This window comes from Draconibacterium sp. (assembly GCF_041583095.1).
In the GTDB taxonomy this organism is placed as follows: Bacteria; Bacteroidota; Bacteroidia; order Bacteroidales; family Prolixibacteraceae; genus Draconibacterium.
The window spans coordinates 17,438-31,842 of sequence record NZ_JBFHGM010000027.1; the positions used below are offsets into that span (position 1 = coordinate 17,438).

The window sequence follows — 14,405 nt, forward strand, 5'->3', positions numbered from 1 at the left end:
AAGGTTTGATTTTTAAAGGAAAGTCAGGTATTGCCTGCGCGAATAAATCGCGATTTCTACCAATTACTGAATATCAAAACTTGTTTCGCCAATTTCATTTCCGTCGGCAAACAGGTTAACGGTATAAGTTCCCGCCATCATTTCGGGTTCGTTGGTATTGTCCCAGAAAATAGCCACCGGTAAATCCTGTCCTTCGTAAACCACCTCGCGCATTGCCGAATATTGAATTTTCAAATCTTCAAACTGAAAAACATCGTTTTCCGATTTTACCATTAACAGCTGATCGGGGCGCATAATTCGTACATAAATCTGCTTTGGCCCGCGTTTGGCAGTAGCATTTTGCCCCAGCACAAAATAAATGCGCACCTTGGCTGCACGTTTGGCAAATTTGGTCTCCTTGCTACGTGTATTTAAGGCCTCTGCAACCAACTGACGTGTTTCGAGCATGGCAGCCCGTTTCAGGTTCTGTTGCAGGCGTTCTTTTTCCTGATTCAATTGCTGATTGTGTTGTTCAACCTCTTTGTATTGTTGTTTTACCTCACGGTTTTCGGCCATCAGCTCTTCGTTACGTCGGTTCAGCGAATCAATCTGAACCACAAAATCGCGCATAATACCACGCAGTGTGGTTACCTGTTTCTGGTAGTCCGAAATTTTCGAGAAGCTTACCTTTTTTGTCTGCTCTACCTCAACCAGCAAATCTCTTACCTTGGTTTGAGCCACAAACAACTGCTCGCTAATTGTATCGTTCTCGGTTTTTAAGGAGTCGTAACTGGCAGCGATTTCGGTTAACTGGTATTGAATGGAGTCCTTCTCAGCCGTGATTTCGGTCATTATCACCTTATGATCGCGTCGTTGCAAAAAAAACAACACCAATACAACTGCCAATACCACAGCAAGAACAATAACAATTATATTGTTTCTCATGTCTTTCGAATCTTTCTGCATTGCATCAATCTGGCTACTCATAAACTTAAAATTTTTGGTTTTGCCATCCTTTAAAACGAAACAAAAATAATAATCTTTTATGCGGTGGCAAACCTGCCCAAATTTTATTCAAAACAATTAAGTTATTTCTATGTTAACTTTATTTAGAACTATTCTAAATAATACAATATAGGTACCAAACCGTAATACCTTTGTTTAAACAAAAAAATACGATTGAAAAATATTAAAATGAAAAAAACCATATTAATCCTAAGTACAATTTTTCTGTTCTCTTCTTTACACACTTTTGCACAGGAAGACCATTATGATGCCGTAATTATCGGGCATGTAGTTTCGAAAGGCCAACACATTCCATTCGTAAATATTTATCTCGAAGGTACCAACCACGGAACCACCACTGATGTTACCGGCCACTATATGATGGTTGATCTTCCGATTGGTGAATTTACCATTGTTGCCAAGATGATCGGATACAAGGAAAGCAAAAAGCAAGTGGTATTAAAAGCCGGCGAAACCGTTGAGGTTAAGTTCGATCTGGAAGAAGACGTCATTCACATGGATGAAGTGGTAATTACCGGCACAAAAACATTTAAACGCCAAACTGAAAGTGCTGTGATTGTTAATGTATTGGATGCCCAAACCATTGAAAAAGTAGCGGCACAAACCATTGCTGAATCACTGAGTTTTCAACCCGGATTGCGCATGGAAACCGACTGCCAAACCTGCAACTACACCCAGTTACGAATGAACGGTCTGGGCGGTGCATACAGTCAGATATTAATTAACGGCCGCTCTGTTTTTAGTCCGCTTACGGGTCTTTACGGCCTCGAGCAACTGCCCACCGAAATGGTTGAACGCATAGAAGTTGTTCGCGGAGGAGCCTCTGCTCTGTACGGATCGAGTGCCATTGGCGGAACGGTAAATATCATTACCAAATTGCCGCAGCGAAATTCGTATGAAGTTACCTCAAACAATTCCATTATCGGCAGCGATGCTCTCGACTACAATGTAAGCGCTACGTTAACAGCTTTCTCGCAAAAACGTAATGCCGGAATGTCGATGTATGCTTTCCACCGCCAGCGCGATGCTTTTGATGCTAACAACGATAACTTCTCGGAATTGCCGGAAATAAAAAACAACTCGTTTGGCATAAATTCTTTCTTCCAAATCGACGAAGACCAGAAGATTGAAGCCAATTTCTCGAGCACCTACGAGTACCGCTATGGCGGAGAAATGATTGATGGTCCGGCATACCTGGCAACACAATCGGAAGAACGGACGCACAATGTTTTAATGGGTGGAATTGATTACACTTACAACCCGACAATGCGCACCAGTTTTGTTCTTTACTCTGCCGGCCAATACACGCAACGCGACCATTTTACAGGTATTGCTCCCGATGGCGGACAGGAATTGCAAGACTACAACAATGCGCCTCCTTACGGCGATTCAAAAAACTCAACCGTTCAGTTTGGAGCCCAGTTAAACCACGCCATAAATGACTTTATTGGCGCCGGAACTAACATACTAACTGTTGGTACCGAGTTTATTTACGACGATGTTTTTGATGAAATTACGGCTTACGATTATTTGATCGATCAGCAAACCAAAAACTTTGGCGCATTTATTCAAAGCGACTGGTCGATTACCCAGAAAACAACGCTGCTTGCCGGAGTGCGTGCCGACAAACATAATTTCGTTGACAAACTTATTTTGAATCCGCGCGTTTCGTTGCTTTTAAAACCCGATTCGTACACCCAGTTACGCCTGTCGTGGTCGACCGGATTTCGTGCGCCACAGGCTTTTGATGCAGATATGCACATTGCTTTTGCCGGCGGAGGAATACAAACCATTAAACTGGCCGACGATTTGGAAGAAGAACGTTCGCAAAGTGTAAGTGCATCGCTAAACTGGGATAAACCCACCGAAAAACACATTATTGGATTTACACTAGAAGGCTTTTACACTCAGCTAAAAGATGCTTTTGTTTTGGAAGAAGTGGGAACCGATAACGCCGGAAATTCATTGATGGAAAAACGTAACGGCGGAAAAAGCCAGGTTTACGGTGCTACTTTTGAAGCGCGCACCAATTTCGACCGCAAACTACAAATTGAGGGAGGAATAACTGTACAAAGCAGTGAATACGACAACGCGATTCAATGGTCAGAGGAATTACCGGGTGAGAAAAAGTATTTGCGTACTCCCGAAACTTACGGCTATTACACTCTAACCTGGACTCCAACGAACCGGTTCAGCGCATCGCTGTCAGGCGTATATACCGGAACAATGCTGGTTCCTCATTACGGGTTGCCCGGCGATGCCGGAACAATCGATCAGGACGAGCTTTTTGATTCGCCATCGTTTATGGAAAACAACATAAAAGTTGGATACACTTTCGGGTTAAAACGAATCGATTCATCAGTTGAATTGTTTGGCGGCGTAAGTAACCTGTTCGATAATTACCAGGATGATTTCGACAAAGGAAAAAACCGCGACAGTGGTTATGTGTACGGCCCGGCAAAACCGCGGTCGGTTTTCTTTGGTATTAAACTGTTTAACTAAAAAGCATAAAAAAGCTGCCCGGCACATTCGCCAGGCAGCCATAAAGCATGTATTTAAAAGTCTAAATCAGGTTAATACAAGCTTCCGATCTTTATCCCAAAATAAATAGTTCTTGGAGATAGTGGTCCATACACATACGAAGGATCACGATCGATGCCTGTATCAAAATCTTCCTGATAACTGTTAAAGATATTTTTCACACCTCCGCTCAGCTCTACTTTCATGTAATCTGATAAACGGAAATGGTAACACAGTTTTATACCTGTATCGAAGAAAGAATCACTTTCGCGCAGCTCGCCAACTTCAGGATTTGCGAGTTCCGGGCCAAAATAAGGCACCAGCATTTTCCCGGTGTAATTGCCGGTAAGCGCAATATCAAAAACAGGTGTTGGGCTTATATTCGCACTCAGATAACCGTAGGTATTGGGTGTTCTGAAAAAGCGTTTTTCACCAAATTCCTGTTCGGCTTCAAATTCACTTTTCTGAACGGAAAAACCTGACTGCAACTGGAATTTCTGCGATGGCGAGGCGTTCAATTCAATATTAATTCCCTGCACGCGGGCTCCGTCTTCGGCATTTACGCGGGTGTAAATAACGGTTCCGTTTTCGTCGGGGGTGCCGTATTCGTTGGCAAACGGATCAACCAATTGGGTGTAAAATCCTTCTACCAACAACTGGTATTGCCAATCGCCAAATTCGTTTGAATAATCGAGCGATGCCGTAAAACTGTTTGACGATTCCTGTTTCAGATTCGGGTCATTCTCGTGAAGCACCTTTCTCGATCCTGAAGTTTCGATATGAAGGTCTTCATCAAAAATCTGCGGCGCACGGAAACCACGGCCAAAACTACTTCTGAACTGCAGGTGTTCAGCGATATTATACAACAAACTTACCCGCGGACTTATTACATTGCCATTCACATCGTCGTTGTTTTCTATTTTTTCCTCAATGTTGTAATGATCGTAGCGCAAACCGGCACTAAAAACCACCTTATCGGTTTTCCACTCCGATTGCACAAACGCGCCATAATTGGTCATCCCCTGATCGGCAATTTGAGTATTTCCGTAATGCACATCTTCTGCAGCATCGTAGTAGCCCAGTTTTTCATCTTCCAACGAACTGCCGCTTGTCTCAATTCCTGAAGTAATTGTTGCCGGAGAAAACAAGAGGTAATCAATATTTCGGATGTATTGCAACCCCGCAGCATAAGTTAAATCTTCGGTGTGCCCGTACGCCGACGGATCTTGCTCGGCGCCGTAATACGAACCGCGGTCAACCCCCTGCATCGATACAAAAGCAGAAAACTTATCGTTATCACGAAGTAGCTGGTCAAAATTTAAAGCGCCCGAATTAATCTGATGCTGCACACTTTCCGAGATATCAGACTCATGTAGCGGAAGCTCGTATTTATTTCCTCCACGGCGGTCTTCGTTTATATTAAAATAATCAACGGTAATTTTTCCGCGGTTTGCCACACGCTGGTAAAAACGTGCCCCTATTGTTGTGTTGTTAATGCTTGCCAACTCCGAAAAATCGTCGCCATTGGCATCAAAAGGATCGCGTTTGCGGTGAAATCCAAAAATGCTCATACCGGTTTTATAATCGTCGGTTACAAACGAGCCGTTAATGTTAATGTTGTAATCGCTGGCTGCATCGTAGTCGCCTCCGGCGCCCACAAAACTATTGTTTACAGAGGTTTCGAAACTGTTTGTTACCGGATCTTTTGTGATTAGGTTTATGGTTCCGGCAATGGCGTTACTTCCGTACATCGATGAACCGCCTCCACGAATTACCTCCACCCGTTCGATCATGTTGGCGGGAATCAACTCCAGTCCATAAACACCGGCCAGCCCGCTAAAAACCGGGCGCGAGTTAATCAGAATCTGCGAATACGGTCCTTCCAATCCGTTCATACGTACCTGTGAGAAACCGCAGTTCTGGCAGTTGTTCTCCATCCGTAATCCGGGAGAAAAATTCAGTCCTTCGCTTAGGGTAACACTTTGCACACGGTCGAATAATTTTGGATTGATACTGTTAACAATGGTTGGCGTTTCTTTGCGGCTTTTGGCATTTCTGTCGGCCGAAACCACAACCTGCTCAATACCAATATTATCCGGCTCCAATTCGGCCAAAATTGTAATACTTTTTTTGGCTTCCATTTTCACTTCTTTTTCCAGCGTTTGGTAGCCTATGGCCGAAATTACAACCACTTGTTTTCCTAGCGGCAAATGGCTCATTTTAAAATGCCCGGTTGCATCGGCTGCAGTACCAATCGTAGTACCTTTAAGGGTTACTGTTGCAAACGGAATATGTTCTTCCCCCGATTTTACATCGCCAAAAAGCATGGCATCGGTTTTATTTTTGTTGTCGTCCTCTGGCTCTTCTGCCCAGACCATTTGACATGAAAAGAATAGCAATAAGATTGCATATATGGGTTTCATAATATTTGTAATATGTTGTTTTCAAACTACTAAATCTGTTCTTTTTGAGAAGCGATAATACATCGCCTCAGCCATCTAAAACATGGGTTAAAATGGAAGACAAGCCATTTGAACACAGACGGCCGGGTGGTTGCTGTTTTGCAACGCTAATAAGTATTTTGAAAACTATGCAGGCGGTGCCCGGGGAATAGTGTGTAATGAAACAGGAATTGTAACTTCCTGATCATTGTAAATAATATAATCGATATGATCTGCGGGCACTTCAAAATTGAAAGCGGTAAGTCCCGGAGTTTCATAAAAATCAGAATGCAGCGAGGAATAAAGATTAATCTCACGCTGCGAGTGTTTGTGATTGTTCCCAGAACCATCCGAATCGGATGTTGGATGCGAATGCGCAACTACAATACCATTTGCATAAACATGGGTATGTTTATTTTGTATTGAAGTTTGAACGATGTACAAATACACCGGAAGAATCAGTACAAACAGTAGATTTGTATGTTTTCTTATTAATTTCACGCTATCGATTAGAGGGAGCTAAATTAAGAACCTTTCTAAATAAAAAAGATAACAAATGCTATTTTTGCATTTTATTTAACAATGGCAAAACGCAGACCAACATTTAAGCTATACAGTTACGGCGAGTACTCGAAATGGGACCGGGAAAGTAAGGACATTCCTAAAATACTGGATTTTACCACCGAAATTAAAGCAGAAATAGGAACTGAGTTTGGCTACGTGTTGCACATTAAAAATGGGAAGGGAGAGAAAGTCGATTTTCAGATCGATCATCCTCCATTTACCGATGATCAAGGGAATTTGCGTCCTCCGTTTACCGGCGAACAGTTTATTCGCACCAACGATTACGAGTTTTATCTTGGCGATTGCATTTGGGAACCACTGGAAGACAAGCTGGGAAAATGGGAGCTAACCACCTGGTATAAAGGCAAAGTGGTTGCTCACAAAATTTTCACGTTAATGTAACTACTTGGCTACTTTTTTCACCTCGGCCGACAATCTTTCCAAAGCGGCATCGGCAGCAGACAGCATATCCTGAACGACCTCTTTGTAATATTGCTTCACCAGTTTTGGATTATCTTTTCCATCAGGATGAGTAGCACGCAAACGCAACTCGCGGTGACTTTTTACAATATCGCCGGCAATTTCGTATACCGCTTTTTCGTCTACTTCATTGTTATATTCCATCACGTAAAAACAATCGCTTAAAGCCATCGACATAATCAAATCAATGTCTTTTTTAAGGTCTCTTACACTTGCCATAATTTTATTAATAAAGTTTATTAAAGGTAGATATTTTAACCGAAAATGCAGCTACCCGGCCTATCTCCGCTGAAAACCACCAGCGCCACTACCAGTGTCACCCGGTCGGAACATACTGTTATTTCGTTGCTCTTCCTCTTCTTTTCGTTGTTTCTCCAGTGCTTCTTCACGCTTCCGTTCTTCTTCTTCCTTGTCGCGAATATTCTTGCTGAAAAGTGGATCAGGCGTCAAATCCCAGCTGTGGCTCTCGCTCCAGTTCGAGCGCAGCTTAATTACTTCCTGCACATATGCTACGCGTTCGGGCTGCACTTTGTCCTGAAAACTGCCGGCATCCCATTTACCGTTTCCGTTGACGTCGTAAATTACTTTTACCTTGTACTTTTCGGGTGCCAGGTATTCGAACAACACTGTACCATCTTTGGTAAAAGTTTTTTGGCGCAACACCACTTCTTCATCGTTATTTTTCAGAACCTGAACAACCATTGGCATTGTTACATTCGAGAAATCAAATTCCAGGCTTCCGTAATAATCTTCTTCGCGTGTTTTAAAACCTTTCGAAAAGGCCTTGCTTGTAATTCCAAAAATATTTACACAAGCTGCCGAGTCAATCACAAAGCTGTATTCAGTTTGTGGTTCCCAATTGTAACTAATCGAATAACTCCGGTATTTTGTAGTGTCTTCTTGTACATTTATCGGGAGGGCATTTTTCAAGGTATCGGCAGTAAGATACATCTTCACCATCGAAGTGTTAAAACGCTGAACAGGCTCGGGCGATACAAAGCGAATCAGTCCATTCAACTCCATGGTTGACGGAATATCGGTTTGCCAGGTAAACTGCGGTATGGGTTCCGGCTTCTCTTCCTCTTCTTCCTCTTCCTTTCCCCGTCTGCGACTTTTCTTTTCTTCCTCCACCTTTGGGTCGGCATAATGCATTAATATCGTATCGTTTTGCACGTATGGCATGCCTGCTGAATCCAGCTGCGTATAGCATAACTCCATATATAGCGAGTCGTATCTCGAAACCATTGTGTCGGTAATCCACATCAGTATCGAGTCCTTATTCTGCCCGTATTCAAAAAGCTGCCAATCGCTTGCATCGTGGTCGATCAAATTTACCGAGAAGGTATCGGCAATCGATTCATTAAACTCAAAGAAACATTTATTGCGGCTCTGGCGTACGGTCGATTCAACATACTGTTCAAAAATATCTTCCATCACATAGCGCATGTAAAACGGCTCTGGAGAAAAATGTGTATGCCCCAGAATCAACATCGAGTCAACGCCACTAACCATCGTATCGGCTTCAGCATGAAAATGCGCCTCAGGAATTACTAATGTATCCAGAAAAGCAATTTCCTCTGCACCTTCATTATACATCAGGTCGTTGTTCATGTCGTTAATGGCAAACAAATTATAGGTACCTGCAGCAATATTATCGATCATAAACAAACCTTCCTCGTCGGTTTTTGCAATGTAATCGGGGCGAACCCTGAATACGGCCGAATCGTGCAAATTTGAATGCATAATCAATAACGAACCATCTTCGTTTGGCTCAAGATTAAAGGCATTTATTACGCGCCCTGCCACCCGTAACGAGTCGTATTCAGGGCCGGTGCTAAACGAAAAACGCAGGTTTTTAAGCGGGTTTTGCTCGTTATTATCTACAATCGAATTTTTAAAATCGAGCGAATACGTCACGCTGTCTTTTAAATCCTCATTGAATTCGATGATCAGGGTTTTCGATTTGGTTTTTATCAACGGACGCTTCTCCAGCGGGGGCGAAATCACCAGTTGCTCCGATATTTTATCCGTTTGCAAATATTCGTTGAATGTAAATCTGACATTGTTTTTATCAAAGTTCAATGCGCGGTATTCCGGGCTGGTTTCCAGCAAAACCGGCGGCACCGAGTCGCGTGGTCCTCCGGCTGGCATACCCATATTGGCACACGATGAAATTATGACAACCCAGGCCAGCATTGCAACAATAAAAAACGGTAGTTTCCCCTTTAACTTCATAGGCTTAAAATGTCTGTTTTCAAGGTGTTCGCAGGCAAAATACCGAACCCTTAAAATGGTTTACAAACATACAAATTCCTGTAAATATAGGAGGTGCCAAGTTGTTAAATATTCCGAAATAAACTTATACTTACCAGAGTTCGATTCGAGATTGTTCGCAACTTCCGTATTTATTATTGAAACATGAATAATAATTATTTTAACTTGCTTGTGATAATACAAACAAAATGGGAAGAAAGAAAAAGAATAAGCTGCACAAAAGGAAACGCGGCGGTACATTCAACAAGAAAAAGCTAAAAAACGCCATACTATCAACACTTTACGAAAACCCCGGAAAGACAGTTAATTACCGCCAGATTTCAGGCGCGCTGAGCATAAAAGATCCGGAAACACGCAAATTGATTAACGTTGCCCTTCAGGAATTGGCCGACGATGGTTACGTTGATCAGATCTCACGTGGAAAATTCAAACTGAAAGCACGTACCGGAAAAGTTACGGGTATTATTGAAATGCAGCCACAAGGTTTTGCCTACGTCGTTAGCGACGAGCTGGAGCAACCGGCTGTAATTTCATCGCGCAACTTAAACCACGCCATGGAAGGCGATAAAGTACGGATCCATGTTTATGCAAGGCGTAAGAAACATGATTTGGAAGGCGAAGTAACCGAGATCCTCGAACGCGCAAAAACAATATTTGTAGGAACAGTTCAAACCACCAAAAACTTTGCGTTTTTGATTCCGTCAGGGAAAGTTGGCTTCGATATTTTTATACCGAAAGAAAAACTTAACGGGGCAAAGGACGGGCAAAAAGCCATTGCCGAAATTAAAGACTGGCCACAAAATGCGCGTAGCCCCTTTGGTGAAATCATTGAAGTGCTGGGCGATACCGGCGATAACGATGCTGAAATGCACGCTATCCTGGCCGAGTTTGAACTGCCACACAAATTCCCTCAAAATGTAGATAGGGCTGCCGAGAAAATTCCGCTTGAAATTCCGAAAGAAGAGATTAAAAAGCGGCGCGATATGCGCAAAACAATCACATTTACCATCGACCCGGCTGATGCAAAAGATTTTGACGATGCGCTGTCGTTGAAAAAACTGGACAACGGAAACTGGGAAGTTGGCGTGCACATTGCCGATGTTACGCATTACGTGCGGCCAAATACCATTATTGAAAACGAGGCGCAAGACCGCGCAACATCTGTTTACCTGGTCGACCGGGTTGTTCCGATGCTTCCCGAGCGCTTGTCGAACGGAGTTTGTTCGCTTCGTCCAAACGAGGATAAATTGTGTTTTTCGGCCGTTTTTGAAATTACCGAAGATGCTAAAGTAAAAAAACAGTGGTTTGGAAAAACAGTCATCCATTCGGACCGAAGATTTACCTACGAAGAAGCCCAGGAAATAATTGAAACCGGGCAGGGCGATTTTTCTGAAGAGGTGCTAAAACTCAACGAACTGGCGATAAAATTGCGCGACGAACGTTTCGATAGCGGATCGATTGCTTTTGAGCGGGTGGAAATGAAATTTGAAATTGACGAGAAAGGAAAACCCATTTCAGTATCGTTTAAAGAATCGAAAGAATCGAACCACCTGATTGAGGAATTTATGTTGCTCGCCAACAAAAAAGTGGCCGAGTTTATTGGTAAGGTTCCGGAAAAGAAAACGCCGAAAACCTTTGTTTACCGTATTCACGACAAACCTGATCCAGACAAACTTTCGTCGTTCAATACTTTTATCAAACGTTTTGGACACGGCATTCAACTGTCAACGCCGCGGGCCATTTCAACATCGCTAAATAAATTACTTACTGAAGTAAAAGGCAAAAACGAGCAGAATGTGGTTGAAACACTGGCCATCCGAACAATGGCCAAAGCTGCATATTCAACCCGAAACATCGGGCACTACGGACTCTCGTTTGATTATTATACACACTTTACATCGCCAATCAGGCGCTATCCCGATATGATGGTGCATCGTCTGCTAGAGAAATATTTAGACGGAGCACGTTCGGTTAACGAGCAAAAATATGAGGGGCTTTGCAAACACTCGTCCGACATGGAAGCCAAAGCAGCCAATGCCGAACGGGCCTCGATAAAGTATAAGCAGGTGGAGTTTATGCAGGATCATATCGGCAAAACTTACCCGGGAACTATTTCGGGTGTAACCGATTGGGGAATTTACGTGGAGCTGGAGAATAAAATTGAAGGCATGATTCCGATTGCGCAAATGGATGACGATTTTTATATTTTCGATGAAAAAAATTATGCCTTGGTTGGACGTCATTCTCGGAAAAGTTTTCAGCTGGGCGAAAAAATAAATGTACGTGTTTGGCGCACTAATCTTGAAAGAAAGCAGCTCGACTTCAGACTGGCAGAACAAGAGAAAGAGTAGCTATTCGAATATTATCAAAATAGATTTCAACCAGATACAGGGCATTCAACAAAGCAAAGTAAATGTCGTCTGCCAGAGTAAAATGTTCTAAAAAATAATAACAGCTAAAATAAATAGTTATATTTGGCCAAGTTTTAACACAGACAAAAACGTTTCAATTCATGCAAAATTCAGCGGATACTGCGAATAAGAAGGATGTAAACAGGGAAAATATCCTAAAGATTGCCCGTGAAATTTTCAGCAAATACGGCTACAAGAAAACCACACTCGACGACATCGCCAATGCTGTTCGCAAAGGGAAAAGCTCGCTTTACTACTACTTTAAAAGTAAAGAAGACCTTTTTCAGGCAGTTATTATGAAAGAGGTTGATATTTTGGCGCACGAACTTGAGATTGTGATAAACAGAAACACCGATCCGGTGGACAAGTTACGCGATTACATTTTAACTAAAATGGCCACATTCCGTAATCTGGCGAATTTCTATCATGCTATTGAAAACGATGTTACCGCCGTTGGATTTATCGACGAGGTAAAACTTAAATACGAGCAGGACGAGATCCGAATGATTAAACGGATACTGATAGAAGGCGTTCGTAAAAATGAATTTGAGATTTACGATTTTAACCTGGCAGCCATTGGTATTACCACCGCTATTAAAGGACTTGAAATGCCACTTGCCGCAGGAAACTACAGCGATGTTAACCTGGAACGCAGCGTTGATATTATTCTGAAGATTATGTGCTATGGAATAATGAAAAGGTAGTTCTCAATCATAAAAAAACTATAATCTAAGGCTGCTGGAGTAATCCGGCAGCCTTTTTTCTGAAAGTCCCCATCTTTTTACGTGTATTGCTGTTTGAGTTTCGTCCGGGAGAACCATCTGGCTTCGATCTGCTTTCTTTCCGGACGATTTCCCTTTTGGTCATTTCATCCCGGCGCTACGCACCGGGTTATTCACATTCGACGCTTCCAGCGTCATAAAAACTTGCAATTGCAACATTGCAGGTCAATAAACTCGTCTAAACTTTGTAATTCAGCTCAATATCCCGAAGGGATAAAATGTGACTAAGCTCGGGTGAAACCCGGGGTTGATTTGCGGTAATTTAAAGGCGCAATCAGTAAGTTGTTCAATGCTCAATCGTTGTGTGCGCCTTGTAATCTGGCCATTTTTATGAAATGCTGTTAACAGACTTTACTTTCATTCATGTTGGTGATTCCCGTGAATCATGATTGTTTTTTATGTTGAAGATTGTATTTGGAACGCTGATAACACAGATCGAATTGATTTACACAGTTTAAGTTTAGTAGTTCCAAAAATTTATAAAAAGAAAAGGCTGCCCTTCTGACAGCCTTTTTAACCTAAACCAACTAAACCTAATAAACCACAAACTTGCCAGAACGACAAGCCCGTTGTTTGTCTTAAATATCGTTTACTTTTTTACTTCGTATATCTGGCACAAAGATATCAATTTTTTTTAGTTGATAGACTCACATAGTAAATTCTACCCTTTTCGTTTCCCACAAGATAACATTCTCTTATTTTTGTGTCCAAGAATGTACTTATTATGAAACGAGCATCTAAATCCAACACTCCGAAATTAATCATAGAGGTGCGGGTACATACGATGCCTTCAAACAATAGATTTTAATCGTATGAAAAAGCTATCAGTCCTTCTTTTTGCTTTCCTGTTCCTTTCTATCATTGCCCAATCGCAACCCAAATACGAATTCAGAGCCGTTTGGGTAGCTACGGTTGTTAACATCGACTGGCCCTCGAAACCGGGGTTAAGCACCGACGCTCAAAAACGTGAAATCATCGATATTTTAAATTTACATAAAAGTTTAGGCATGAATGCCATTATTTTGCAGGTTCGACCCGCTGCCGATGCTATTTATCAATCGGATCTGGAGCCATGGTCGCGTTACCTCACCGGTGTTCAGGGGCAGGCACCGCTGCCTTTTTACGATCCGTTGAAGTTTTGGATCGAAGAATGCCACAAACGCGGAATGGAACTGCATGCCTGGCTGAATCCCTACCGGGTAGCTCAAAATCTTGATGACCCGCTCTCCATCGATCACATTGCATTTCGTCATCCCGAGTGGATATTAAAATACGGCAACCGCTTGTATTTTGATCCAGGATTACCACAAGCCCGCGAGTTTGTAACCCATGTGGTGCAGGACATTGTTAATCGTTATGATGTTGATGCCATTCATTTCGACGATTATTTTTACCCCTACCCCTTAAAAGAAGAGTTTCCGGATACAACATCGTTCAAATTCTACAACCGTGGATTTACTGCTGAAAACAAAGCCGACTGGCGCCGCGAGAATGTAGATATAACCATTAAAATGCTGAACGACTCGATAAAAGCCACCAAACCATGGGTTAAATTTGGTATCAGTCCGTTTGGTGTATGGCGAAATAAAACCGACGATCCGTTAGGCTCCGACACAAAAGCCGGAACGACCAACTACGATCAATTGTATGCCAACATTATAAAGTGGCAAAAAGAAGGCTGGATCGATTATACACTACCTCAGCTGTACTGGCAAATCGGGCATCCTACTGTTGATTTTCAGCTGCTGGCCAATTGGTGGAAAGATCATGCTTACGGCCGCGCCATGTACATTGGGCAGGCACCATACAAGGTAAGCAGCAGTTCACAAACCAAAGAGTGGACCGAGCCCGACCAGCTAACAAAGCAGATCCGACTACTGCGTTCAATACCTGAAATTCAGGGCTCGTCGTTTTACAGTAGCAAATGG

Annotated in this window: 10 protein-coding genes; 5 read left to right on the forward strand and 5 right to left on the reverse strand. The window is 42.5% G+C overall.

Features of this window, described 5'->3' with window-relative positions; genetic code table 11:
• Positions 1-63 precede the first annotated feature (63 nt).
• A complete protein-coding gene (locus ABZB17_RS04430; protein WP_372648286.1) occupies positions 64-966 on the reverse strand; it encodes a hypothetical protein in 903 nt (300 codons plus the stop codon).
• A gap of 207 nt (positions 967-1,173) precedes the next feature.
• Between ABZB17_RS04430 and ABZB17_RS04435 the strand changes: the two genes are divergently transcribed.
• On the forward strand, positions 1,174-3,507 hold the full coding sequence (locus ABZB17_RS04435; protein ID WP_372648287.1) for a TonB-dependent receptor domain-containing protein: 2,334 nt from the start codon (positions 1,174-1,176) through the stop codon (positions 3,505-3,507).
• A gap of 71 nt (positions 3,508-3,578) precedes the next feature.
• On the opposite strand, the gene ABZB17_RS04440 is transcribed toward ABZB17_RS04435, so the two are convergent.
• Together ABZB17_RS04440 and ABZB17_RS04445 are read right to left on the reverse strand one after the other, a co-directional pair.
• On the reverse strand, positions 3,579-5,948 hold the full coding sequence (locus tag ABZB17_RS04440) for a TonB-dependent receptor domain-containing protein (protein ID WP_372648288.1): 2,370 nt from the start codon (positions 5,946-5,948) through the stop codon (positions 3,579-3,581).
• 165 nt (positions 5,949-6,113) lie between these two features.
• Positions 6,114-6,467, reverse strand: a complete 354-nt coding sequence (locus tag ABZB17_RS04445; RefSeq protein WP_372648289.1) for a hypothetical protein — start codon at positions 6,465-6,467, stop codon at positions 6,114-6,116.
• 81 nt (positions 6,468-6,548) lie between these two features.
• Between ABZB17_RS04445 and ABZB17_RS04450 the strand changes: the two genes are divergently transcribed.
• Positions 6,549-6,932 (forward strand): DUF3859 domain-containing protein, encoded by a 384-nt coding sequence (locus tag ABZB17_RS04450; RefSeq protein WP_372648290.1) that lies wholly within the window; start codon positions 6,549-6,551, stop codon positions 6,930-6,932.
• Here ABZB17_RS04450 and ABZB17_RS04455 read toward each other — a convergent pair whose 3' ends face one another.
• Both ABZB17_RS04455 and ABZB17_RS04460 read right to left on the reverse strand, forming a co-directional pair.
• Positions 6,933-7,229, reverse strand: a complete 297-nt coding sequence (locus ABZB17_RS04455; RefSeq protein WP_045026039.1) for a hypothetical protein — start codon at positions 7,227-7,229, stop codon at positions 6,933-6,935.
• A 60-nt stretch (positions 7,230-7,289) separates the two neighbouring features.
• Positions 7,290-9,245: an Ig-like domain-containing domain gene (locus tag ABZB17_RS04460; RefSeq protein ID WP_372648291.1), complete on the reverse strand. Its 1,956-nt coding sequence runs from the start codon at positions 9,243-9,245 to the stop codon at positions 7,290-7,292.
• 227 nt (positions 9,246-9,472) lie between these two features.
• Between ABZB17_RS04460 and rnr the strand changes: the two genes are divergently transcribed.
• From rnr to ABZB17_RS04475, 3 genes are all read left to right on the forward strand, one after another.
• On the forward strand, positions 9,473-11,635 hold the full coding sequence (gene rnr / locus ABZB17_RS04465) for a ribonuclease R (RefSeq protein ID WP_372648292.1): 2,163 nt from the start codon (positions 9,473-9,475) through the stop codon (positions 11,633-11,635).
• 161 nt (positions 11,636-11,796) lie between these two features.
• Positions 11,797-12,399, forward strand: coding sequence for a TetR/AcrR family transcriptional regulator (locus ABZB17_RS04470; RefSeq protein WP_045026036.1), 603 nt, complete (start codon positions 11,797-11,799; stop codon positions 12,397-12,399).
• A gap of 890 nt (positions 12,400-13,289) precedes the next feature.
• Positions 13,290-14,405, forward strand: a 1,116-nt coding sequence (locus tag ABZB17_RS04475; protein WP_372648293.1) for a glycoside hydrolase family 10 protein, incomplete at its 3' end; no start/stop codon positions are given.